Here is a 23391-nt window from a genome sequence, read left to right on the forward strand (position 1 = left end):
GTTCGTGATCACAACCCCCGGTTTCCTCCCCGCAGCTGCCACGCGCTCCGCCGTGCCGGCCATGGTGTCGACCCAGTGGCTCTGCGATCACCTCGGCTCCGACACGATGGTGATTCTGGATGCCCGGGGCTTCGGTCTGCCCGACGACCTGTCGGAGGCTCGGTGCACGCGCATCCCCGGCGCCCTGTTCGCCGACCGGATCAGTGTGGATGCGGCCGCCTTCCACAGGATGGCTGAACACCTCGGCATCACCTCCGGTGCAACGGTCGTCGTGTACGACAGGGCTTCAGATACCACACCCGGGGCCGCGTCGCCGGCCCAGCGCCTGCAGGAGACGTTTGCCATCTTCGGCTACGAGCGGGTGAGTGTGCTCGTCGGCGGCTTCCCGAAGTGGAACGCCGAGGATCGCCCGGTCGAGGCCGCCGCGGACTCCGCGGCGGCCTGACGGCCTCCCCGCAGCCGATCTTCAGCAGCAGATCACCGGCAGTCGATCTTCAGCCGCCGATCTCCAGCAGTCGATCCTCAGCCATCGGACTGCAGCCTGACCATGAGCTCGAGGGCGGCCCCGAAGCCGATCGGTCGCGAGAGCGCGTCGGGGCCGAGAGGCGCAAGCGCCCGCACCGCCGCGCGACGGTAGGACTCATCGCCGGATTCGAGGTGCGCCAGGTACGCAGCACGCGCCGCAGCACTGTTGCCCGACGGGTACGCCCCCTCCGACACGTCTCCCTCGAGAAGCAGGCCGCGGGCCGCCAGTACTGGATCGCCGCCGCCCGGAACCACGAACGGGGAGCCCTCGGCTGTCGGCGCCATCACTGTATCGAGGAGGTCTGCACCCGCTCGGCTGTAGCGCGTGTCGCCCGTGGCCGTGCCGAGCTGCAGCAGGGACGTGGCGAACATTCCGTAGTCCTCGAGCGTCGCCGGCGCCTCCGAGACGTGACCGCCGAGCGATGCGCGCACGAGGGTTCCGCCCGGGCGGAGATGATGTTCGAGCAGGTAGTCCGCGGCACGCCGGGCCGACTCGATCAACGCGCTGTCGCCGAAGGCGGTTCCCGCATGCGCCAGTGCGCCGATGGCGAGACCGTTCCAGCCGGTGAGGATCTTGAGATCGAGAGCCGGAGGCTCCTCCCCGTGGCGCTGGTCGCGATCGAGTTCGTAGTACCCACCCTCGGTGCGGACTCCCGCAACGACACTCTCGGAATCCTGGGCGGACGCGAAGCCGCCCTCCGGCTGCTGCAGGTGGCTGACCACGTAGCCCGCGATCCCGAGGGCCGTGGCTCGTGCCCAGCCGTGGCCTGCGCCGCCGGCGCCGTCCGCACCGCCGCCACCGCCTGCACCACCGGCACCGCCGCCGCCGCCGGCAGCAGGTTCACCCGTATCCTCCGCTGCCTCGTGCTTCTCGGCAGCAGTCGTGTACGCGTCGAGCAGCAGGGCGTTGTCGTAGAGCATGCGCTCGTAGTGGGGCTCGCTCCAGTCCTGCCGGGTCGCGTAGCGGAAGAAGCCACCCTCCACCCGATCGCGGAGCGGCGAGCCCGCCATGGCTCGCAGGGTGCGATCGGCCAGGGGAGCATCCATCGCCTGCAGGAACTGCAGCACCGGTGCCACCGGGAACTTCGGTGCGGTGCCGAACCCCCCGTGCTCAGTGTCTTCGTAGTCGTCGAGTTCGTACACCACCTGGGCAAGCTCTCCGGCGGTGGGCAGCTCGAGGCTCTGATCGGACTCGGTCTTCGCCCCCGCCTCGGCGAGTGCCTCCACCAGCTGGCCTGCGGTGCTCTCCACGTCGTCGCGTCGGCTCCGCCAGGCGTCCTCCACCGCATCCAGAACCTGCCGGAACGAGGGAGTGCCCTGTACGGCTACCGGTGGGGAGTAGGTACCCGCGAAGAACACCCGGCCCTGGGGGGTCGCGAACACGTTCAGGGGCCAGCCGAGGTTCTGGGTGAACGCGCCAGCGGCCGCGAGATAGACCGCATCGACCTCCGGATGCTCCTCCCTGTCGACCTTGATGGCGACGAAACCGTCGTTGAGGGCGGCGGCGAGAGCGGGGTCGCTGAAGCTCTCCCGGGCCATCACGTGGCACCAGTGGCAGGTGGAGTACCCGATCGACACCAGCACCGGCACGTCGCGGCGCACCGCCTCGGCGAAGGCCTCCTCCCCCCAGGGGAACCAGTCGACCGGGTTGTCGCTGTGCGAGCGGAGGTAGGGGCTTATCGCGGCGGCGAGTCGGTTGGCCATGCATCCAGCGTACGTGCCCGGTCCGGCGGCCGAGCGTCGCTTGTAGAATGGAACGCCCATGATTCCTGAGTCGATCACCTTTCCGCCCGAGCTCCCCGTCAGTCGACTCCGCGACGAGATCGCGCGCACCATCAAGGCGAACCAGGTGGTCATCATCGCCGGCGAGACCGGATCGGGCAAGACCACCCAGATCCCGAAGATCTGCCTGCAACTCGGCCGCACCAGTATCGGGCACACCCAGCCCCGGCGTATTGCGGCACGAACGATCGCCGAACGCATCGCCGAAGAACTGGGGCAGGAGGTCGGCGACCTCGTCGGGTACCAGGTGCGTTTCACCGACAGGGTGGGGCCGAACACCCGCATCAAGCTGATGACCGACGGCATCCTGCTGAACGAGATCCACCGGGACCGTCTGCTGAAGAAGTACGACACGATCATCATCGACGAGGCGCACGAGCGGAGCCTCACCATCGACTTCCTGCTCGGCTACCTGCGGGAGCTCCTGCCCAAGCGCCCCGACCTGAAGGTCATCGTTACGTCGGCGACGATCGATCCCGAGAGCTTCTCGAAGCACTTCGGCGGCGCGCCCATCATCGAGGTCTCTGGCCGCACCTTCCCCGTGGAGGTGCGCTACCGCCCGCTCGTCGCAGACGGTGGGGTTCTGGATGACGTCGACGATGTCGACACCAGCAGTGCCACCGCCGACCGCGACCCTCTCGATGCGGTCAACGAAGCCCTCGACGAGCTCGCCCGCGAGGGCGACGGCGATGTGCTGGTGTTCTTCTCCGGCGAGAACGAGATCCGTGACGCCGAGGAATCCATTCGGGGCCGGCTGAACTCCGGCGGCTCCGGCTCGTTGGGTTCTGCCACCGAGGTTCTGCCGCTCTACGGGCGGTTGAGCGCTGCCGACCAGCACAAGGTGTTCCAGAAGGGCAGCACTCCGGGCATCCGGCGACGCATCGTGCTCGCGACGAACGTGGCGGAGACGAGCCTCACGGTTCCGGGGATCAAGTATGTGATCGACACCGGCACCGCCCGCATCAGCCGGTACAGCGTGCGGTCGAAGGTGCAGCGGTTGCCGATCGAGGCGATCTCGCAGGCATCTGCCAACCAGCGTGCGGGCCGGAGCGGGCGCACGAGCGACGGGATCTGCATCCGCCTCTTCTCGGAGGAGGACTACCTCTCCCGGCCCGAGTTCACCGAGCCGGAGATTCTTCGCACGAACCTTGCAGCGGTCATCCTGCAGATGATCTCGCTCGGCCTCGGCGACATCGCCTCGTTCCCGTTCCTCCAGCCACCGGACTCCCGCGGCATCAAGGACGGCCTCGACCTGCTGAGCGAACTGGGCGCGATCAACGCGCCGGGTGCGACCTCGAACAGGCCCGGCGCGCCCGTGGTGCCGACCCTCAGCCGGGTGGGCCGAGACCTCTCGCGGATGCCGATCGAACCCCGATTCGCACGGATGGTCATCGAGTCGAAGAACCACAACACGAGTCGCGAGGTGATGGCGATCGTGGCCGGCCTGACCGTGCAGGATCCACGCGAACGACCGCTGGAGAAGCGCCAGCGCGCCGACGAGTTCCACGCACGGTTCACCGACCCGACCAGCGACTTCCTCACGCTGCTGAACCTCTGGAACTACGTGGAGGAGAAGCAGCGGGAGCTGTCGTCGAGCGCGTTCCGACGGCTCTGCAAGGCGGAGCACCTCAACTACCTCCGGGTGCGGGAGTGGCAGGACGTCTTCCGGCAGCTCAAGCAACTCAGCAGACCGCTGGACCTGGTGATCGGCGAGCCGTCGGTCGACCCCGACGGTATCCACCGTTCGCTGCTCGCCGGCCTCCTCTCGCACATCGGCCTGAAGGATGCGGCGAAGAAGGACTATGTCGGCGCCCGCCAGACGCGGTTCAGCCTCTTTCCCGGTTCTGCGCTCTCGAAGAAGCAGCCGAACGCCGTGATGAGCGCCGAGCTGGTCGAGACGAGCAGACTGTTCGCCCGGATGAACGCCTCGATCGACCCCGCCTGGGCGGAGACGCTGGCGGGTGACCTCTGCAGACGGAGCTACTCCGAGCCGCACTGGGAGAAGAAGCAGGGTGCGGTCGTCGCCTTCGAGCGGGTGACGCTCTATGGAGTGCCGATCATCCAGAAGCGGCGCGTGCAGTTCTCCCGCGTGGATGCGGCCTACGCCCGTGAGCTGTTCATCCGTCACGCCCTCGTCGACGGGGACTGGGAATCGCACCACGCCTTCGACCGGGAGAACCGGCGCTTCCGCGACGAACTCGCAGAGATCGAGGAGCGCAGCCGCCGCCGCGACCTGCTCCTCGACGACGAGGCGGTCTTCGAGTTCTACGACAAGCGTCTTCCGCGGGACGTCAACACTGCAAGGAGCTTCGACGGCTGGTGGAAGAAGGCGCGTCACGACACCCCCACTCTGCTGAGCATGACCGTCGAGTCGCTGCTGCCCGACGGGGCTCCGGAGATCGACGAGTCCCAGTTTCCCGCAAGCTGGCAGCAGGGCGACCAGCAGCTCGCACTGTCGTATCGCTTCGAGCCGGGCTCGGACGACGACGGTGTCACGGTGACGGTTCCGCTGGCGCTGCTGCCACGGCTCGAGCCGACAGGTTTCGAAGCGCAGGTGCCGGGCTTTCGCGAGGAACTCGTGACCGCGCTCATCCGCTCGCTGCCGAAGGCCATCCGGCGGAACTTCGTGCCGGCTACCGACTGGGCCTCGAAGCTGCTGACGGCGCTGCCGGATGACGCGGACGCCTCCGGGCACGGCACGGGGAACCGCACCGGGCACGCCGCGCCGTCGGGTGACGATCTGACCTTCCTCGCCTCTCTCGCCCAGACGATGTCGCGGCTGGCCTACGTGCCCGTTGCCGCCTCGGACTTCGATCGCACTCGTCTTCCCTCGCATCTCTCCGTCTCCTTCCGTGTCGTGGATGAATCGGGCACGACTGTCGCGGCGTCGAAGGATCTGCCCGCTCTCCAGGCCCGGTTCCGTTCGGCCGCGCGCGACAGTGTTGCCCGCGCTTCCCGGCAGACCGCCCACTCGCTGGAGCGGAGCGGCCTGACAACATGGGACTCTACGGAGCTGCCGAAGTTCGTGGACACGAAACTCCAGAACAGTGTGATTCGCGCGTATCCGGCCATTGTGGACGAGAAGACGTCTGTCGCCATCCGGCTCATGAGCACCCAGCAGGAGGCCGACCGGCTGAGCCCCGCGGGCATCCGCCGGCTCCTGCTGCTTGCCGTGCCCTCACCGGTGTCGTATGTGCGCGAGCACCTGAGCCAGAACGAGAAGCTCATTCTGGCGACGAGCCCCTATGCGAGCATCCAGGCCCTCTTCGACGACTGCCTCGCAGCATGTGCCGACGAGGTGCTCCGAAGCGCGCACCCCACCGGGCTGATCTACACGCGGGCCGAATTCGAGGCCGTGCGAGACCGTCTGTCAGCGGGCATCATCGATTCGATGTACCAGACGGTGGCGACGGTCGCTGCCACGCTGGCAAAGGCCCGCGACGCCGAACGTGCCCTCAAGACCGTCACGAGCGTCTCTCTGCTGCCCGCCCTCTCGGATGCCCGCGCCCAGCTCGCGGCGCTCATCTTCCCGGGGTTCATCTCGTCCACAGGCACCCGGCAGCTGCAGCACTATCCACGGTATCTGACGGGCGTGGAGCAGCGGATGCAGAAGCTGCCCGACGCGCCTGCACGGGACAGGGCGTGGCTGAACGAGGTGCAGAACGCCACTGCCCGCTACGAGGCCTCGGGGGGCACGCTGCCCCTGCCGAAGGATCCGGCCACGGTGCTGAGCACCCCGATCATCCGGGCCCGCTGGCTGATCGAAGAGCTGCGGATCAGCCTCTTCGCACAGTCGCTCGGCACCGCAGAGCCCGTCTCGCTGCAGCGGCTGCAGAAGCTCCTCGCGAGCTGAACTGGACGCACGGCAACGGCACGGCAACGGCTCGGCAACGGATCGGTGACGGTTCGACCCCTCCGGGGGCGTCCGTACCGTCCAACCGGTACACTTGATCTCTTGTGAGTAGCTACGCGAATCTTCTGAAGACCCGGGGTGTCGGCCGGATCATGGCCGCCCAGCTTGTGGCGCGCTTCCCCTTCGGCATGCTCTCGCTCGCCTTTCTGCTGCACATCGAACACGTGCACGGTTCGTACGCGGCGGCCGGGCTGGTGCTGGCCGCGCTGTCGATCGGCCAGGCCATCGCCGGCCCGCTGACGAGCCGCCTGATGGGGCGCTGGGGCATGCGACCGGTGATCACCGGAACGATCATCGTCTGCGCCATCGCCGTCTCGGTGATCGCGCTCGTTCCGATGACCATTCCACTCACCATGGTCGTCGCCTTCGCCGCCGGGCTCACGATGCCGCCCATCCAGCCGGCCGTGCGCACCATCTACCCGAAGATGGTCAACTCGAAGCAGCTCACGCCGCTGTTCTCGCTCGACGCGTCGGCGCAGGAGATCATCTGGGTCGTCGGCCCCGTCATCACGACCTTCACTGCCACCCAGATCGGCACCGTCGAGGGCATCCTGCTCGCGGTCGCGTTCCTCGTGGGCGGCGGCGCCTGGTTCCTGTCGAGCCCCGAACTCGGCCGGGTGAGGATCCCCCGCAGCCGCAAGCGACTCGGCGCGGTGCTGAAGAAGCCGCCGGTGCTGCTCGCCACCATCGTCGGTTTCCTGCTCGTCGCCGCCTGCGCCGCCATCGAAGCGGGGGTCGTCGCATCGTTCGGGCACGGCGGCGCAGAGGCCGGCATCGTGCTGGCCGTCTTCGCCGTCGGGTCGCTCGTCGGCGGTCTCGCGCTCGGCCATGTCGGCATCGGCCCGTGGTCGCTCGCCCAGCGGATGCTCGTCGTCTTCATCGGCACGGCGATCGCCGCGGTCTCGCTGAACGTGTGGTGGCTGGCGATCTTCCTGTTCCTGGCGGGTGTCGGCATCGCCCCCGCCCTCGCGGTGATGTTCTCGATCGTCTCGTCGAGCGTGCGTTTCAGCGAGACGGCCGAGGCGTACGGCTGGGTCGGCACCGGCCAGCTCATCGGCGCGGCGGTCGGATCGGCGCTGGCCGGGTTCCTCATCGACGCCCAGGGCCCCACCGGCGCCTTCATCGTGGCGGCCTGCCTTGCGCTCGTCGGATTCCTGGTACCCCTCCTCGGGCGGCGCTGGCACCCGGACCTCCGCGGCCGGGACGCGAGCCCCATCCCCGACACCGAGCCCTTCGCCGCCGTCACGAGCTGAGCCGCTCAGCAGCGGGCCGGTCGACACCGGGTGGCCAGCGCCGCGCCGGCCAGCACCGGCAGTGCAGGAGAGGTGTAGAAGAATGGGGCCATGACGACAGCCCCCTCGATTCCGCTCAACGACGGCCACTCGATCCCCCAGGTGGGACTCGGGGTCTACAAGGTCACCGACGCGGAGGCTGTGGAGGCGATCGCGGCCGCCTTCGCTTCCGGCTACCGGCACGTCGACACCGCGACGCTCTACGACAACGAGGTGGGTGTCGGTGAGGCGGTGAACCGCTCCGGGATCGACCGTTCGGAGATCTTCGTCACGACGAAGGTCTTCCAGGACAGGCACGGCTACGACGAGGCACGCCGCTCATTCGACGAGAGCCTCGAACGGTTGAAGCTCGACTACGTGGACCTGTTCCTCATCCACTGGCCCGCGCCGAAGCAGAACCTCTACGTCGAGACCTGGCGGGCCCTCGAGAGGATCCAGGCCGACGGGTTGGCCCGATCCATCGGCGTCTCGAACTTCCACACGCACCACCTCGACCGGCTGGCGGCCGAGACCGGCGTGGTTCCGAGCGTCAACCAGGTCGAGCTGCACCCGTGGCTCCCGCAGGCGGAGCTGCGCGCCTACAACGACGCTCACGGCATCGTGACCGAGGCGTGGTCGCCTCTCGCCCGCGGCCGGGTGCTCGGCACCCCCGTTCTCGACGGGATCGCCGCAAAACACGGCATCTCCCCTGCGCAGGTCGTCATCCGGTGGCATGTGCAACTCGGCAACGTGGTGATCCCGAAGTCGATCACCCCGTCTCGCATCGCGAGCAACATCGACGTGTTCGACGTCACCCTCGACGAGGAGGACCTCGCTCTCATCGCCACGCTCGAGACGGGCGAGCGCACCGGCCGCGACCCCAACGACGTCGGCTGAGCCGCAGCGCCGAGGGCTCAGCGCGGGCTCTCAGGGAGCGCGCGCTACCAGCGCGAGTGGATGCTCTGGCGGAAGTAGCGGTCGTAGATGCGGTGCACGCCGTCGTCGAAGGCCGCCCCGAGGGGAGCGATCGAACCGGCCTCGGCGTTGCCTGCGGCCTGGCCGGGGTTCCGGGCACCGGGGATGACCGTGCTCACGCCCGGCTGCTGCGCGACCCAGGCGAGAGCGGCTGTGGCCGGCGCCACACCCTCGGGCACCAGCTCGGCGAACGCCTGCGCCGCCTCGACTCCCGACTCGAAGTCGACTCCCGAGAAGGTCTCCCCGACGTCGAAGGCGCTGCCGTCGCGGTTGAAGGTACGGTGGTCGTTCGCATCGAAGGTGGTCTCCTTCGTGTATTTGCCGCTGAGCAGCCCCGATGCGAGCGGCACCCGGGCGATGATGCCGACCCCCGCGGCACGGGCGGCGGGCAGCACATCATCGAGCGGCTTCAGCCGGAACGCATTCAGGATGATCTGGATGGTCGCGGTGCCGGGCCGCGCGATGGCCGCGAGTGCCTGGTCGGCCGTCTCGACGCTGAACCCGTAGGCCGCGATGCGCTCCTCGGAGACGAGGGTGTCGAGCGCGTCGTAGACGGCGTCGTCGACGAAGACCTCGGACGGCGGGCAGTGCAGCTGCACGAGGTCGAGTGTCTCGACTCCGAGATTCCGGCGCGACCGGTCGGTCCACAGCCGGAAGTTGTCGAGCACGAAGTTCGAGGCGACCTGCGCTTCGCGTCGACCCATCTTCGTGGCGACCGTGATCGAGTGGCCGGGATTCGCCGACAGGAAGGTGCCGATCGTCTGTTCGCTCCGGCCGTCACCGTACACATCGGCCGTGTCGAAGAAGGTGACGCCGGAGTCGACGGCCGCATCGAGCACAGCCAGGGCATCCGATTCGGCCACGTCACCCCAGTCGGCGCCGAGCTGCCAGGTGCCGAGTCCGATCTCTGAGACGGTGCGGTGGGTTCGGCCGAGTTCGCGTGAATGCATGCCCCCACCCTAAGCCGGATAACAACCCCATAACCATGTGGGCCAGATGGGCTTGATTCGCAGCTGCTCTCCCTACAGTGTGGCCATGAAGCGAAAATTGCTCGTTATCAGCGTTCTGGCCTCCGCCCTGCTGCTGGGTGGATGCTCGGCCCTGGGTGGCTCGTCCGGCAGCTCGTCCGGCGGCCTCTCAGGCGGCACCTCGAGCGAGGCGAACGGCTCACCGGGCGGCGAACAACTCACGGCACCGAACGGAGCGGCTCCAGCCGACGGAAGCACGGGGCGGGACGCCCCCACGCTCATCCCCGGAGCCCAGATCGTCACGACCGGCACGATCACCCTCCTGGCCGAGGAGCCGTCGGCTGCGGCCGACAGCGCGGTCGCCCTCACGACGTCGCTCGGCGGCCACGTCGACAACCGCACGGAGCAGTCCTCGGGCGACGCGCGCGCCGATCTCGTGCTCCGCATCCCGAGTGCGAAGGTGACGGAGGCGATCGACGGCCTGAAGAAGCTCGCCACCGTCGACTCCGTCTCTGTCACCGCGACCGACGTGACGGCCGAGGCCAGCGACATCGATGCCCGGGTGACGGCGCTCCAGACCTCCGTCACCCGGCTCCTCGACCTGATGTCCAAGGCGACCAACACGACGGACCTCATCGCGCTCGAGTCCACTCTCTCCGAGCGTCAGGGAGATCTCGACAGCCTCGTCGCACAGCGCACGGCGCTCACCGACACGATCGCGTACTCCTCGATCACCCTCAGCATCGAGGATTCCAGCGCGGCACCGGTGACGGCCCCCGGAGACTTCTGGACTGGTCTCGGCACCGGTTGGGCCTCGCTCCTCACCGCGCTGGCGGGAGCCCTGGTGGCGTTCGGCGTCGCGCTCCCCTGGCTCGTCGCCCTCGGCGTCATCGGCCTGGTCGTGCTGGGAATCGTGCGGCTCGTGACGCGCCGCGGGAGGCGGGCGGTGCCAGCCGCAGGCAGTGAGACACCCAGCTGATTTGCAGGCTGTAGGGAATCGACAAGCATCCTGCCGTGTTACATGTATCACAGGTACAAGTACGTCAGGGAGATTCTGTTGAGCAAGGTTTACGTGGAGATCGAGAACGAGTTCGGCGAGCTTGCACGGTACAAGCACCACCTGAACGGCCGCGGGTTCATCTCGGCGACCGCCACGGTGCATCCGAGTGCCTACATCGAGTCGTCGGCCTACGTCGAACCCGACGCGCACGTCGGTCAGGGCGCGTGGATCGGCGCCGGCAGCTGGATCGACCGGGGCGCCCTCGTCGGGGCCGGGGTCTTCATCGGTGCGAATGTGCACGTCGGCCAGGAGTCGCGCATCGGCCGGGGCGCGAAGGTCGGCAGCCACAGCCGCATCGGCGACCGGGCGACCGTGGCCGACGGAGTGAACGTCGCGCATGACACTGTGATCGCCGACGACGGGGTCGTCAGCCGGTCATCCCACTCCGAGGGATCGTTCGCGAAAGCGGCATGATCCGCCCGTGAACGCCGGGCACGATACCGCCACCGCCCGGCGTTCTGCTGCACCGAGGGATGATCGCCCTAAGCTGTGGGAATGAAGCTCCTGTTCACGGTTCTGCGGGTCGTCGTCGCAGCCGCCATCGCCACGGCCGTCATCGGCCAGCTCGCGCACAGTGCAAACCTCGCGAACCAGGCGAATCCCGCGTCGGTGGGATTTGTCGTGGTCAACTTCTTCAGTTTCTTCACGATCGACTCCAACGTCGCCAGCATCGTCGTGCTTGTCGCCGGGGCCGCATTGGTCGTCCGCCGGGTGTCACCCGATCCACTGCTCTTCACCACCGTTCGCGCCGCTGTCGTGACGTACATGGTGACGACCGGCATCGTCTACAACCTGCTGCTGCGGGGCATCGCGCTCCCCCAGGGCCAGACGCTCGCCTGGTCGAACGAGATCCTGCACGTGGTCGCGCCGATCTATCTCCTGCTCGACTGGCTCTTCGCCCCTGGTCGGGTTTCCCTCGATGGCAAGCGCCTCTGGGCGATCCTCGCCTTCCCGATCGTCTGGGTGGCCTACACACTGATGCGCGGGCCCCTCACGATCGACGCCAGCACGGGCGCGAACTGGTACCCGTACCCGTTCCTGAACCCCGCGACGTCGGCGAACGGGTACCTCTCCGTGACGCTCTACGTGATCCTCATCGCACTGGTGATCACCGCAATCGGGGCCGGCGCGATCCGCGTCACCCGGGGTCGGCGGCAGTCCCGTGTAAAGTCGAGAAATGCCTGACGAATCCCGCATCGACCGACACGACGTTGCCGAGCGCCTCACGCTGGCCATCAGCCGGTTGAACCGGCGGATCCGCCCAGTCGGCGACGAGCTGAGCAACGGTGTGCTCTCGGCTCTGTCGAGCGTGAAGAACGCCGGTCCGCTCCGCCCGAGCGACCTCGCCCGGCTCGAGAATGTCGCTGCTCCCACGATGACCCGGATCGTCGCCGACCTCGAGAGCCGCGGCCTCGTCGAACGCGAGCCCGATCCGGCCGACGGCCGTTCCTTCCTGCTCCGGGCGTCGGAGTCGGGTGTCGAGGCGGTCGCGTCGGCTCGCCTGGCGCGCACCACCCGGGTGCTTCAGTTGCTCGAAGACCAGAGCGACGACGATATCGTGAACCTGGCCCAGGCGCTCCCTGCACTCGAGGCCGCTGCCGCCAACCGGGGCTGACCGGCCGCGAGCCCGCCAAGCCGTCCGCGCCTCAGCCCGCCAGCTCGACCGGTTCGATGAGCCCCGGATCGGCCGGGTCGAGGGTTCGCGAATTGTTCACCGCGCGCCCCACCGGGTAGGTCGTGATGGACCTCGCCACCGAGGTCGAACTCCGATCGAGCAGGTGCAGTAGGGCATCCGGAGCCGTGACCCTGGCGGGATCGAGCCACTGCGTCCAGAGGTCGGGCTGCAGGAAGACCGGCATGCGGTCGTGCACCTCGCCTGACGCATCGCGCGCCTCCCTGGTGATGATCGTGAAGGTGACCTTCCAGCCGTCGTTCTCGCGGCGCGCACTGTAGAGCCCAGCCGCGGCGAGCACCTCCACGTCGGCGTGGATGAAGTAGGGCTGCTTACCATCGGCCTGCTGCTGCCATTCGTAGTACCCGGTCATCGGTACGACGCAACGATGAGAGGCGAAAGCGGTGCGGAACATCCCGTTCGTCGCCACGGACTCGAGCCGGGCGTTGATCGGCTGTGGCCCACCGGGCTTCGACCAGGCGGGCTTCAGCCCCCAAGCGGCGAGCTCCAGTTCACGCTCCACACTCGGGGAGCGCCCGGGCGTCGGGTCGTCGGCGTCGCCTTGTGGAATGCGCTCCCGGATGATCGGAGCCTCGTCCGTCGGAGCGACGCTGTAGCGCGGACGCCAGTCCTCCGCCCGGCCACCGCGCGCGATGAACTCGAGGATGAGGTCATCCGTCTCCTTGTTCATGGCGAACCTTCCGCACATCTGCTTCCTGCCCTTCTCTCACCCCGCCGGGTGCGTGCGCTCCCATTGTTGCCGTTGCAGCGTCAGGATACGCACCACCGACTGGTCGATCTGATGCTCACCGATCTGCCCCGACTGCACGGCCGCCCGGATCGCTCCGACCGGCCCCGACATGTCGATCGCGCTGTTGTAGAGCAGGATGTCATTACCCGCCGACACCGCACGTACGGCGTTGGCGGCCTGGTCGGCGAATTCAGGCAGCCCGGAATCCTGGAGCATGAGCATGTCATCGGTGACGGCCACTCCGGTGAAGCCGAGATCGTGGCGGAGGATCTCGTGCCAGCGCGCCGAGAGCGAGGCCGGCTCCGGGTCGACGCTCGTGTAGCTCAGGTGGCCGAACATCACGAGGGACGCTCCGGCATCGATCCCGGCGGCGAAGGGGGGCGCATCGCGCGCCTGCCACTGGTCGAACGGGAGGTCGGTCGCCGGGATGCTCGTGTGGGAGTCGGCGTTCGTCTCGCCGTGGCCCGGGAAGTGCTTCAGGGTACTGAACACCGATCCGTTCTCGGCCGCCACCGAGGCGGCGACCCGTGCGCTCGCTGACGCCGGGTCGGTGCCGAGCACTCTGTCGTAGATGAACGAGCCGGGGTCTGCAGTGACATCGGCGACGGTGCCGAAGTTCACGGAGACGCCCGCAGCCTCCAGCAGGGCCGCCCGCTGGGTGAACGACGCTGTCGTCTCCTCCACCGGCAGCGACTTCAGTCGGTCTGCCCCGGGAAACACATCCTCACCCAACCGGGCGACATCGCCGCCCTCCTCGTCGATCGAGACGAGCGGGGAGAGGCCCGCCGTGAGCGTCACGCCCGCGAGCTGGGCGCGGAGTGCATCCGCGGAGCCCGGCACGTTGTTGCCGAGCAGCAGGAACCCACCCGGACCGTTCGCCGCCAGGTACTGCGCCATCGGCGCTGGGTCGGTGCCCGGCACCTGCACCATGAACATCGTGGCCAGCTTCGCGTCGAGCGTCATGGAGTGCATGCGCGTCGAGGCATACAGCACGTCGAGCTCTGCAGGTGTGGCGATGGTGGTCGTGGCTGCGGGGACAACGGCAGTTGTGGCGGCCGACGACGCCGTGGCGGACGCCGATGACGCCGATGACGCTGGGGCGGCCGTGTCCGGCGTGCCCACCACAGAATCCGCCGCAGCTCCCGTCGAGCATCCACTGATCGACGCCGCCAACGCCACACTCGCCGCCACTGCAGCCCACGCCGACAGCCCGGCACGCACCCGAGCCCGGTTCCGCACCCGCGCGGTCATTCCCCTCCCACGCCCTCGCCGGCAGCTGTCACGGCCTGCCGGTGTCGCGCCGCCGTCTCCCGGTAGCGCACCGCGTTGTCCTTCACCGAGGCCCGCTCGGCGTCGGTGAGTTCGCGCCGCACCTTGCCGGGCATCCCGGCCACCAGCGATCCGCTCGGGATCACCGTGTTCTCGAGAATCAGCGCCCCCGCGGCGATGAGGCAGTCGTCGCCGATCTGTGCGCCATTCAGCACGGTCGCGTTCATGCCGACGAGGCTGCGGTCGCCGATCGTGCAGCCGTGCAGCACCGCGCCATGGCCGACGCTCACATCGGCGCCGATCGTCACCGGCGAACCCGGGTCGGCATGCACCACCACGTTGTCCTGGAGGTTGCTGCCCTCGCCGAGCGAGATGTGCGCGGTGTCTCCCCGCACGACCGCGCCGTAGAAGACGCTCGCCGACGCCGCGACGGCGACATCGCCGATGAGCAGGGCGGTGGGCGCGATGAAGGCCGAGTCGTCGACTACAGGCGTGCCGCCATCGAGCGGGAGGATGTTCGTGAACGGTGTCATTCGGCAGGCCCCAACCAGGCTGTGGCGACCGTCGAGTGCGCTGACTCGGGGTCGGAGGGATGGAAGATGCCGGCGACGACATCCCGGTACAGTCGGCCGAGCTCGCTGCTCGACGACAGGGACCGGCCGCCGGAGACCCGCAGCGCCTGGTCGACGACGAACCGTGCGTTCTCGGTCGCGCGGAGCTTCAGACCGACGAGTCGCGGGAACCAGGACCGGCCGAGATCCGTCTTCTCGTCCACAGCCCGCGCCAGAACGTCGAGTTGAGGGTAGAGCGCGTCCTGAGCGATGGCGGCATCCGCGACGCGGTACCGGATGTCGGGATCCGACGAATAGCGTCGGCCGTCGTTCTTCAGCGACGTGCGCCGGTGGGCCGCCTCGACGGCGAGCTCGAGGGCGCGTTGGCCGATCCCGGTGTAGACGGCGGCGATCAGGATCTCGAAGTTCGCGAGGATCGCGAACACGAACGGGTCGGCACTCGGGCCGGCCGGGAGCTTCCGCACGATGCGATCCGCCGCGACCTCCGCACCGTCGAGCACCGTCGTGCGGCTCTGGGTGGCCCGCATGCCGAGCGTGTCCCAGTCGTCGAGGGTCTCGAACCCGCCCGCGGCCCGGTCGAGGAAGCCGTGCACGAGCAGCGGGTCGGCGGGGTCGGTCTCGTCGAGGCCGAAGATGCCGAGCCGCGTCCACGCCGGCGAGAGCGACGTGAAGATCTTGCGGCCGAAGAAGCGGTACCCGCCGCCCGGCTGCGGTTCGGCGCGCGTGGTGGATCCGAAGAGCACCAGGTCGTTGCCCGCCTCACTGTTGCCGAACGCGAACACCTCACCGGCACCCGCCTCGCGCAGCACGAATTCGAGCGAATCGTCGCCGCGGTCGAGCAGCGCCTTCGCGACCCCCGTCCAGACGAGGTGCATGGTGATGCCGAGCGCGGTGGCCGGGGCCGCCGTGGCGAGACGGAGCTGTTCGCGGGCGACCCGCTCGAGCCCGAAACCGAGGCCGCCGAACTGCTCGGGCACGAACATCCGCAGGTACCCGGCCTCGCGGAGGGCGTCGAGATCCTCGGCGAAGAACTCGTTGCGCGCGTCGTAGCCGGCTGCACGCGAACGGATGCTCCCGAGCAGCTCGTCGCTGATGATCGTCTCCGTTGCCGCTGCGCTCATGTCTGCCTGCTCACCCTGCAAGACTACGTCGTCGGGCAAGATGGACACATGGCCCTCCCGATTGAGAACTACGCCCTGATCAGCGACTGCCACACCGCGGCACTGGTCGGTGACGACGGGAGCATCGACTGGCTCTGCCTGCCGCGCTACGACTCGCCGTCGACGTTCGGCGCACTGCTGGGAGACGAGAGCCACGGTCGGTGGAAGATCGCCCCGCAGCATCCGGAGGCCCGCTCGCACCGTCACTACCTCGGCAACACCTTCGTGCTCACCACCGTCTGGACCACCCCCGAGGGCGTCGTCGAGGTCACCGACTTCATGCCGCACGGCGACCGCCGGGCCGACCTGATGCGACGGGTCAGGGGCGTCTCCGGATCGGTGCGGATGGCGGTCGACCTCCGTATCCGCTTCGGCTATGCCACCGCCATCCCCTGGGTGCGCCAGATCGCCACACCGGAGGGCGCCTCGGATCTCGTCGCGATCGCCGGCCCCGACGCGCTGGTCATCCGCGGTGCCGAACTCGAACCGACCGATCACGCGCATGGCCGCGAATTCGTGGTGAGCGAGGGCGAGATCGTGGACACGGTGATGACCTGGTACCCCTCCCACCGGCCCACACCGACCCCCAGTGGCGTCGACCTCGCCCTGGCGGACACCCTGGACTGGTGGGAGAACTGGGGTTCCGACAGCGCCCAGGACGGCCCGTACCACGCCGCGGTGATGCGCTCGCTGCTCGTGCTGAGGGCCCTGACGCACGAGGACACCGGCGGGATCGTCGCCGCCGCGACCACCTCGCTGCCGGAGAGTTTCGGTGGCCAGCGCAACTGGGACTACCGCTACGTGTGGCTCCGGGATGCGTCGCTCACCCTGACCGTGCTGCTCGACCACGGCTTCACCTCCGAGGCAGACGCGTGGCGCGGCTGGCTCCTCCGTGCGATCGCCGGAGACCCGAATGACGTGCAGATCATGTACGGGCTGGAGGGCGAGCGATGGCTGCCCGAGCGCGAACTGACCTCGCTGCCGGGCTACAACGGCGCCTCCCCCGTGCGTGTCGGCAACGGCGCTGTCGACCAGTACCAGGCCGATGTGATCGGCGAGGTGATGGTGGCCCTCCACCGCTCCCGCGTGCAGACCGGCAACGCCAGCCAGGATGCCTGGGCACTCCAGCGCGCGCTGCTGACGGTGGTCGAGACGAACCTCGAACGACCCGACTCCGGAATCTGGGAGATCCGCGGCCCGAACCAGTTCTTCACGCACTCCCGGGTGATGGTCTGGGCGGCCCTCGACCGGGGAGTCAAGGGTGTCGAGCAGTTCGGCCTCGGTGGTCCCGTCGAGAAGTGGCGGCGATTGCGGGAGCAGGTTCGCGCCGAGATCGAGGAGAAGGGGTACAACACCGAGCTCGGCTGCTACACCCAGGTCTTCGGCGGCACTGCTGTCGATGCCTCCCTGCTGCAGCTCGCCCAGGTGGGCTATGTCGATGCCGACGATCCGCGGATGCTCGGAACCGTCGCCCGCATCGAACAGGAGCTGCTGCACGATGGACTGCTGCTGCGCTACCGCACCGAGTCGGGCGTCGACGGGCTTCCCGCGGGCGAGTATCCGTTCCTCGCCTGCTCGTTCTGGCTCGTCGAGCAGTACGCCCGAAGCGGCAGGCTCGAAGACGGCCGGCGGCTGATGGATGCCCTCCTGAAGCTCCGCAACGACGTCGGCCTCCTCAGCGAGGAGTACGACATCACCGGCCACCGCCAGGCGGGCAACACCCCCCAGGCGCTGTCGCACCTCGCGCTCGTGCGGGCGGCCGATGCGCTGACCGAAACCGCGCACACATCGAGGGACGCAGACACGGGCGCGCCCGAGCCCACGGAGCGGAACGCACTCCGGTAGTCCGGCATCCAGCGGTAGTGCGGCAGGAGGCGGAACGCGCTCGAACGACCGAGCAGGCTGGGCACCGGATGGCGCAGCCGCCCGGTCAGCGCCCCGACCGGTCGAGAAGCGAACGGTTGAGAAGCGACCGGTTGAGAAGCGACCGGTCGAGCAGCGACACCGGCAGCAGAGCCGCCCGCCGGTCATCCGCTGTGCTGGCCTGTGCACTCAGAGAATGGATGATCGCCTGCACATCCGCCACGAGTCGGCTTCGCCGCTCGACCTCGTCGGGCGGCAGAGCCCCGCCCGGGGCCGCATCCGCACCCCCACCCACCGCGCCCGGCGGCGCGAACTGCTCGCGCTCGAGAGCTGCCAGCAACTCCTCGATCGCGTCTGCCGGCATGTGGTAGAGCGCTGCCAGCCGCAGAGCGAAGCCCCGCGCCGTCTCCCCCTCGGAGAGTTCGAAACGGTAGTCCCTGGCCGAGTCCCTGACCTCCTGCCAGCCGAGAGACGCAGGTCGCGCATCCGTCAGCATCCCCGCGAGGCGGCGCCGTCGCCGCAGCCTCCGCCAGGTTGCGGGAAGAAGCGCGAGAAGGATCACCAACAGAATTATGCCGGCCGCGATCAGCCAGGCCGTGCCCTGCTGAGCCGCCTGCACCTGCGGGTCGGTGACTGCGACGTCGCCACTGTCGAGCTGCGGGGCGGCTCGGGGTGTGGTGGGTGCGGCGCTCGAGCCGGCGGCATCCCGGAGCGGGGCCGCTGCTGCCGCGGCGGTGTAGTTCGGCAGCGAGTAGTCGGGCGGGGTGAGCCCGAGCCCCGGAGTCGGTTCGAACGCGAGCCAGCCGACACCGTCGAACCAGAGTTCGGGCCAGGCGTGCAGTTGGTCGCTGTAGACCTGGAACGTGGTCAGGTCATCGCTCGTGCGAGTTCCGGCCCCGCCGGGGTGGTAGCCGATCGCGATGCGCGCGGGAATCCCGAGGGTGCGCGCCATCACGGCCATCGCCGATGCGAAATGGATGCAGTATCCGCTCTTCGCGGAGAGGAACGTGGCGACCGCGGCGAAGTTGCCCCCGTCGTAGTGCCCCTCGACCGGCGCTGAGACCGAGTACTCGAACGCTCCCGAGGTGAAGTAGCTCTGCAACGCGACCGCCTTGTCGTAGGCGCTGGCCGCGCCGTTCGTCACCTCGAGGGCCGTGTTGCGGATGATCGGGGAGATCGAACGGGGCAACCGGAGATAGCTCTGCAGGGCATCCGGAACCGACGAGCCCGCAGACGCCAGCTGGTCGACGGTCGGTTGCACGAGGAGGCTCGAGACGGTGTAGTTCTGGCCGGTGGTGTTCGTGCTGTCCCCGGTGACGGTGAGGCTGCCGGGGCTGACCGTCCAGTCGCCGTTCAGGCCCGTCACCGCGGTCTCCGGGTAGGGCACGGGCAGCCAGTCGCTCCGGAGGCCGGTGACAGAGACATCGGACGTGACCGGTTGGGTCGCGACATCCGCCGAGAGCCCGTCGGGCGGGGCGAACCCGGCCGCCAGCGGGGCGGCGTCACCCGTCTGCTCGGGCTGCCAGGGGCCGGTGGTGAAGTCGGACAGGTTGACGAGCTTCAGATAGAGACCCGATGCCGAGGTCGTGGTGTAGGTCAGCGAGAGGACCGGGTTCGTGCGCCGCAGATCCTGGCTGAGCTGGATCGACGGATCGACTCCGCTCGAATACACCGACGGCAGCTGGGCCGACAGTGGCGTGCGGAAGGACCCCGGCGTCAGCCCCGGAGTCACCCCGGGCAGGAAGCAGGCGAGCAGCACCACGAGCCCGCCGGAGAGCACAGCGCGCCCGCCGTTCCAGCCCGATCGGATGCTCGCCGTCTCCCGGAGGCGCAACCCGATACCGAAACGCGCCGCCGCGAAGAGGAGCAGCAGATAGGTGCCGGCCAGCACGGCGAACAGCACGACGTCGAAGTCCTGCTGGCGGACGGTGTACGGCACGATCAGGATCGACACCGGCACGAGACCGGCGAGAGCCGGCATCCGGAGCCCGAAGACGAGCGCGTCGGCCAACACCGCGAGGAGCCCGACGGTGAGGGCGAGCAGGAGCACGATGGGCTGCACAGGGTCGGCGGGAACGCTCTGGATCGCGATCGACTCCCCCGCATCGGCGAGGCCGGAACGGATCGCGTCGAGCGTGCCGAGGGTCGGGAGAAGGCCGAACAGGGCGCTGCCCGGCGCGAACATCACCGTCACCGTGATCGCCCAGGCCACCAGCGCCGCGATCGGTGCCACGACGACCGGCAGCGGGAGCAGGCGGACGATGAGCGCGACGCCCAGCACGAGGGCCACGACGAGGGCGGTGTTCCACCACCAGCCCGTCCCGGAGAGGAGGGGGGCGAGCCCGCCCACGGGAAGCACGATCAGCAGGAAGAGAAGGGGTGAGACAGCGGCCTGCCCGGCCCGGCTCGGCTCGATGCGCACGGGCCTCGATTCGGCACTGCCCGGCCGGCCGTTCCTCTGGCCGGCCCGGGAGCCGTTCCCGCGCCCGGCCTGCGGCCGGACCGGCTGCTGGGGTGGCCGGAGCAGCGTGCGTGTGTCGCTCACAGCACCAGCCTCTCTCCGTCGACGGTTCCCCACGCTGCAGACGGGGCCTCGTCGGAGGTGATGACCTGCGTCATCCAGCCCGCTGACTCCAGCACCTGCCGCGAGGAGGCCGCCCAGCCTGCTGAGGCCGCCCCTGGCGGGGTGACGATGATCGCCACGGCACCGGAGGAGAACCGTGCGGCGCTGGCGAGGGAGTGGAGGGACGCCTCGTCGAGCCTGCCCACAACAGCGAAGAGAGGCGGCAGGTCGCCGGCCGATGACTCCGTGCGGCTCACTGCGAGGCGGTAGTCGACACTGGCCGGAAGCGCTGGGGCGGCGTGATCGCCCACCGCTTCGCCGGCATCACCGCGGTGCTCCGCTTCGACGACCGAGGTGCGTGCCGCGTGCAGCAGCAGTTCCTCAGGCGACGACGGATCGAACCGGGCACCGACGGCGTCGATCAGCCGCACCTGGAAGCCCTCGCCGAGAAGGTGCAGCGCGATGGAGGTGCTCATCGACACCGCCCACTCGAACTCGGGCGAGAAACGGTGATGGCCGGCCGCATACCCCGCCGCTGCGCAGTCGAGGATGACCACCGCATGCTGGTCGTTCTGCTGGTCGTCCTGGCGCACCATCAGCTCGCCGAGCCGGGCCGTCGCCGACCAGTTGACGCGGCGCATCGAGTCGCCGGTCTGGTACTTGCGGGAGATCACGTCCTGTTCCCCCGCGCCGCCGAGCTGGCGGGAGGTGGGCGCAGACCCTGCTCCGGAGGCGAGGCGCACCGCGCCACGCGGCAGGGGCACGGTCGACGGCGTCACCGTGAGCACATCGGTGCCGCCGACCCTGACCGACCGGATGACCATGCCGAACGGGTCGGAGAGGAGCAGTGTGAGCGGGCCGACCATGTGCTGGCCCCGATGGCGCGCCTCGAGTTCGTAGTCGAAGACCGCCGGCACTCCGGCACCGGATCGTCGGAGCCGGGGGAACGGCGCCCGGGCGCCAGCGACCAGCGGTGCGGCCGCGCGGTCGAACCAGACCGCGTGCCCCACGGCGAAGAAGCCGCGGTTCTCAACGAGCAGTCGCACATTCACGTCGCTGCCTGCCGCAGCGAGCTCGGGAGTGAAACGCCGGTCGATCACGAGCTGCGGCCGGTGGAGCAACACGCCGACAGCCCCGACGACGGGCAGCGCCAGCACGAGGAGCGCAACGAAACTCAGGTCGCGGCGCTGCATCACGTTCATGACGACGAGCAGCAGGATGCCCGCCACCAGGAAACCCCAGCCCCGGAGGGTCGGCCGGGGCACACGATCCCGCACGAAGGCGAGCGCGGCGGGCACGGCCTAGGCCATCCTCGCCGCGACCAGGGGAACGGGCGTGTTGGCGACGATGCGGTGGAGCACCTCATCGTGAGCGGCCGCCCCGCCGACACGGTTGTCGGAGAGGGATCGCCGGGTGAGCAGCAGGCGATGGGCCAGCACGGGCACGACCAGCGCGTCGATGTCGTCGGGCAGCACGAACTCACGACCATCCAGAGCGGCTGCCACCTTCGCCGCCCGCACCAGGTGCAGGGTCGCGCGGGGGCTCACCCCGAGGCGGATGTCGGGATCGCGGCGGGTCGCCTGGGCGATGTTGACCGCGTACTGTTCCACGGCCGGCGAGACGAAGACGCTCCGGGCGGTCTCGATCATCCGCTGCAGCTCATGGCGGGTGACGACGGCGTCGATCTGGTCGAGCGGGCTCTGCTGCTCACGATTGTGCAGCATCGCGAGTTCGGCCCGGGCATCCGGATAGCCCATCGACACCCGCATCATGAAGCGGTCGCGCTGGGCCTCGGGGAGGGCGTAGGTGCCCTCCATCTCGATGGGGTTCTGGGTGGCGACGACACTGAACGGGGGTTCGAGGAAGTAGGTCTGGCCGTCGATCGAGACCTGGCGTTCCTCCATACACTCGAGAAGGGCCGACTGGGTCTTGGGCGAGGCACGGTTGATCTCGTCGGCGATGACGATGTTCGAGAAGATCGCGCCCGGTTTGAACTCGAACTCGCGCTCGTGCTGGTTGTAGATCGAGACGCCGGTGACGTCGGAGGGCAGAAGGTCGGGCGTGAACTGGATGCGGCTGACGCTGCAGCCGACCGAGCGCGCGAGCGCCTTGGCGAGGGTGGTCTTGCCGACACCCGGAACATCCTCGACCAGGAGGTGGCCCTCGGCGAGCAGCACGATCAGCGAGAGAGTGGCGATCTCCTCCTTGCCGTTGATGACCTTCTGCAGATTCGCCAGGATCGCCGCCGAGAGCCGCCCGAACTCGTCGATCTCGCCGAGCTGCTGGGGGTCGGCCCGGCTCGCTGAGCGTGATTCGGCGGCTCTGGTCGTGGCCCGGTCTGTCATAGCTGCTCCGCTCTCGGCACTCGTGCGCCGATTGTAGCCTGAGAAACTGTCAGCGCAACGCCCTCCGGCGACCCCTGGCGCGAGAGATCGATCTCCGCCGACGGATGGGACGGGTCAGCGGAGTGGAAGGCGGTGGAGAGTCACGTCGGTGAGGGTGCCGCCGGAGGGGGTGGCAGGGGTGGCAGTGGCCGTGAGATAGGTGCAGGAGGGCTGGCGGCGGCGGTCGGTGGGCGATCCGGGGTTCAGGAGGCGGAGGCCGCGGGGGGTGACGGAGTCCCAGGGAATGTGGCTGTGCCCGAAGACCAGCACGTCGACGTCGGGGAACGCCTCGTCGGCGCGAGCCTCACGGCCCGTGGCCGGCCCGGTCTCGTGGATCATCGCGAAACGGAGGCCCGCGACATCCACGTGCGCAACCTCGGGCAGCACCGCGCGGAGCTCCGGGCCGTCGTTGTTGCCCCAGACTCCGACGAACGTGCCACCGGCCGCCCGGACGCGCGCGGTGAGACGCTCGTACGTCTCGAGGTCGACCCAGTCGCCGGCGTGGAACACCACCTCCGCCGCATCCACCGCCTGCCACACCTCGGCCGGCAGGTCGCGCGCCCGCTTCGGCAGGTGGGTGTCGGCGAGCAGCAGGAGACGGGTCACGTGCACACGATAGGCCAGGATCGGCCGCCCAAGCCACCGGAGCGTAAGCTGGCCGCC

19 protein-coding genes are annotated in these 23391 nt (G+C 69.1%); 9 read left to right on the forward strand and 10 right to left on the reverse strand.

What is annotated here, in order from left to right:
* Positions 1 to 4: 4 nt before the first annotated feature.
* Positions 5 to 445, forward strand: coding sequence for a rhodanese-like domain-containing protein (locus B7R21_RS12980; protein WP_172592163.1), 441 nt, complete (start codon positions 5 to 7; stop codon positions 443 to 445).
* A gap of 77 nt (positions 446 to 522) precedes the next feature.
* On the opposite strand, the gene B7R21_RS12985 is transcribed toward B7R21_RS12980, so the two are convergent.
* Positions 523 to 2229, reverse strand: coding sequence for a thioredoxin domain-containing protein (locus B7R21_RS12985; RefSeq protein WP_116283664.1), 1707 nt, complete (start codon positions 2227 to 2229; stop codon positions 523 to 525).
* 58 nt (positions 2230 to 2287) lie between these two features.
* On the opposite strand from B7R21_RS12985, the gene hrpA reads away from it, so the two are divergent.
* The 3 genes from hrpA (at position 2288) to B7R21_RS13000 (ending at position 8388) form a co-directional block, all read left to right on the forward strand.
* Positions 2288 to 6160 carry an ATP-dependent RNA helicase HrpA gene (gene hrpA / locus B7R21_RS12990; RefSeq protein ID WP_172592164.1) on the forward strand — a complete coding sequence of 1291 codons (3873 nt, stop codon included), beginning with the start codon at positions 2288 to 2290 and terminating at the stop codon, positions 6158 to 6160.
* Positions 6161 to 6264: 104 nt separating this feature from the next.
* On the forward strand, positions 6265 to 7473 hold the full coding sequence (locus B7R21_RS12995) for an MFS transporter (RefSeq protein WP_116283665.1): 1209 nt from the start codon (positions 6265 to 6267) through the stop codon (positions 7471 to 7473).
* A gap of 90 nt (positions 7474 to 7563) precedes the next feature.
* Complete coding sequence (locus B7R21_RS13000; RefSeq protein WP_116283666.1) at positions 7564 to 8388, forward strand: aldo/keto reductase; 825 nt, start codon at positions 7564 to 7566, stop codon at positions 8386 to 8388.
* 44 nt (positions 8389 to 8432) lie between these two features.
* Here B7R21_RS13000 and B7R21_RS13005 read toward each other — a convergent pair whose 3' ends face one another.
* Positions 8433 to 9416 carry an aldo/keto reductase gene (locus B7R21_RS13005; RefSeq protein ID WP_116283667.1) on the reverse strand — a complete coding sequence of 328 codons (984 nt, stop codon included), beginning with the start codon at positions 9414 to 9416 and terminating at the stop codon, positions 8433 to 8435.
* A gap of 85 nt (positions 9417 to 9501) precedes the next feature.
* On the opposite strand from B7R21_RS13005, the gene B7R21_RS13010 reads away from it, so the two are divergent.
* From B7R21_RS13010 to B7R21_RS13025, 4 genes are all read left to right on the forward strand, one after another.
* Positions 9502 to 10413, forward strand: coding sequence for a DUF4349 domain-containing protein (locus tag B7R21_RS13010; RefSeq protein ID WP_172592165.1), 912 nt, complete (start codon positions 9502 to 9504; stop codon positions 10411 to 10413).
* A gap of 78 nt (positions 10414 to 10491) precedes the next feature.
* Positions 10492 to 10908, forward strand: coding sequence for a transferase (locus B7R21_RS13015; protein WP_172592166.1), 417 nt, complete (start codon positions 10492 to 10494; stop codon positions 10906 to 10908).
* An 81-nt stretch (positions 10909 to 10989) separates the two neighbouring features.
* Positions 10990 to 11679 (forward strand): Pr6Pr family membrane protein, encoded by a 690-nt coding sequence (locus B7R21_RS13020; protein WP_116283670.1) that lies wholly within the window; start codon positions 10990 to 10992, stop codon positions 11677 to 11679.
* On the forward strand, positions 11672 to 12109 hold the full coding sequence (locus B7R21_RS13025) for a MarR family winged helix-turn-helix transcriptional regulator (RefSeq protein ID WP_116283671.1): 438 nt from the start codon (positions 11672 to 11674) through the stop codon (positions 12107 to 12109). Before B7R21_RS13020 ends, B7R21_RS13025 begins: the two co-directional genes overlap by 8 nt.
* A gap of 31 nt (positions 12110 to 12140) precedes the next feature.
* Here B7R21_RS13025 and B7R21_RS13030 read toward each other — a convergent pair whose 3' ends face one another.
* Genes B7R21_RS13030 through B7R21_RS13045 form a run of 4 tightly spaced genes read right to left on the reverse strand, consistent with a single transcriptional unit; the run spans position 12141 to position 15879 of the window.
* Positions 12141 to 12875, reverse strand: a complete 735-nt coding sequence (locus tag B7R21_RS13030) for an SOS response-associated peptidase (protein ID WP_116283672.1) — start codon at positions 12873 to 12875, stop codon at positions 12141 to 12143.
* 18 nt (positions 12876 to 12893) lie between these two features.
* Positions 12894 to 14168, reverse strand: coding sequence for a glycoside hydrolase family 3 N-terminal domain-containing protein (locus B7R21_RS13035; RefSeq protein ID WP_116283673.1), 1275 nt, complete (start codon positions 14166 to 14168; stop codon positions 12894 to 12896).
* Positions 14165 to 14719 (reverse strand): gamma carbonic anhydrase family protein, encoded by a 555-nt coding sequence (locus B7R21_RS13040; RefSeq protein WP_116283674.1) that lies wholly within the window; start codon positions 14717 to 14719, stop codon positions 14165 to 14167. The genes B7R21_RS13035 and B7R21_RS13040 overlap by 4 nt, the downstream gene beginning before the upstream one ends.
* On the reverse strand, positions 14716 to 15879 hold the full coding sequence (locus B7R21_RS13045) for an acyl-CoA dehydrogenase family protein (RefSeq protein WP_116283711.1): 1164 nt from the start codon (positions 15877 to 15879) through the stop codon (positions 14716 to 14718). The genes B7R21_RS13040 and B7R21_RS13045 overlap by 4 nt, the downstream gene beginning before the upstream one ends.
* 48 nt (positions 15880 to 15927) lie before the next feature.
* Between B7R21_RS13045 and B7R21_RS13050 the strand changes: the two genes are divergently transcribed.
* Entirely contained in the window at positions 15928 to 17763 is a 1836-nt protein-coding gene (locus B7R21_RS13050) for a glycoside hydrolase family 15 protein (protein WP_116283675.1), read from the forward strand.
* 85 nt (positions 17764 to 17848) lie between these two features.
* On the opposite strand, the gene B7R21_RS13055 is transcribed toward B7R21_RS13050, so the two are convergent.
* The 4 genes from B7R21_RS13055 to B7R21_RS13070 form a co-directional block, all read right to left on the reverse strand.
* Positions 17849 to 20326: a transglutaminaseTgpA domain-containing protein gene (locus B7R21_RS13055; RefSeq protein WP_116283676.1), complete on the reverse strand. Its 2478-nt coding sequence runs from the start codon at positions 20324 to 20326 to the stop codon at positions 17849 to 17851.
* A complete protein-coding gene (locus tag B7R21_RS13060; protein ID WP_116283677.1) occupies positions 20323 to 21642 on the reverse strand; it encodes a DUF58 domain-containing protein in 1320 nt (439 codons plus the stop codon). The genes B7R21_RS13055 and B7R21_RS13060 overlap by 4 nt, the downstream gene beginning before the upstream one ends.
* A gap of 3 nt (positions 21643 to 21645) precedes the next feature.
* Complete coding sequence (locus B7R21_RS13065; RefSeq protein ID WP_116283678.1) at positions 21646 to 22689, reverse strand: AAA family ATPase; 1044 nt, start codon at positions 22687 to 22689, stop codon at positions 21646 to 21648.
* A 114-nt stretch (positions 22690 to 22803) separates the two neighbouring features.
* On the reverse strand, positions 22804 to 23334 hold the full coding sequence (locus B7R21_RS13070; protein ID WP_253259801.1) for a metallophosphoesterase family protein: 531 nt from the start codon (positions 23332 to 23334) through the stop codon (positions 22804 to 22806).
* Positions 23335 to 23391: the final 57 nt, after the last annotated feature.

Origin of the sequence: Subtercola boreus (assembly GCF_003399625.1) — a bacterium.
Taxonomy (GTDB): domain Bacteria; phylum Actinomycetota; class Actinomycetes; order Actinomycetales; family Microbacteriaceae; genus Subtercola; species Subtercola boreus_C.

Excerpts from the sequence above, each read along its gene's own strand:
- B7R21_RS12985 (WP_116283664.1), bottom strand. The coding sequence starts at position 2,229 with ATGGCCAACCGACTCGCCGCCGCGATAAGCCCCTACCTCCGCTCGCAC.
- hrpA (WP_172592164.1), top strand. The coding sequence starts at position 2,288 with ATGATTCCTGAGTCGATCACCTTTCCGCCCGAGCTCCCCGTCAGTCGA.
- B7R21_RS13000 (WP_116283666.1), top strand. The coding sequence starts at position 7,564 with ATGACGACAGCCCCCTCGATTCCGCTCAACGACGGCCACTCGATCCCC.
- B7R21_RS13005 (WP_116283667.1), bottom strand. The coding sequence starts at position 9,416 with ATGCATTCACGCGAACTCGGCCGAACCCACCGCACCGTCTCAGAGATC.
- B7R21_RS13010 (WP_172592165.1), top strand. The coding sequence starts at position 9,502 with ATGAAGCGAAAATTGCTCGTTATCAGCGTTCTGGCCTCCGCCCTGCTG.
- B7R21_RS13020 (WP_116283670.1), top strand. The coding sequence starts at position 10,990 with ATGAAGCTCCTGTTCACGGTTCTGCGGGTCGTCGTCGCAGCCGCCATC.
- B7R21_RS13025 (WP_116283671.1), top strand. The coding sequence starts at position 11,672 with ATGCCTGACGAATCCCGCATCGACCGACACGACGTTGCCGAGCGCCTC.
- B7R21_RS13030 (WP_116283672.1), bottom strand. The coding sequence starts at position 12,875 with ATGTGCGGAAGGTTCGCCATGAACAAGGAGACGGATGACCTCATCCTC.
- B7R21_RS13035 (WP_116283673.1), bottom strand. The coding sequence starts at position 14,168 with ATGACCGCGCGGGTGCGGAACCGGGCTCGGGTGCGTGCCGGGCTGTCG.
- B7R21_RS13040 (WP_116283674.1), bottom strand. The coding sequence starts at position 14,719 with ATGACACCGTTCACGAACATCCTCCCGCTCGATGGCGGCACGCCTGTA.
- B7R21_RS13045 (WP_116283711.1), bottom strand. The coding sequence starts at position 15,879 with ATGAGCGCAGCGGCAACGGAGACGATCATCAGCGACGAGCTGCTCGGG.
- B7R21_RS13050 (WP_116283675.1), top strand. The coding sequence starts at position 15,928 with ATGGCCCTCCCGATTGAGAACTACGCCCTGATCAGCGACTGCCACACC.
- B7R21_RS13065 (WP_116283678.1), bottom strand. The coding sequence starts at position 22,689 with ATGACAGACCGGGCCACGACCAGAGCCGCCGAATCACGCTCAGCGAGC.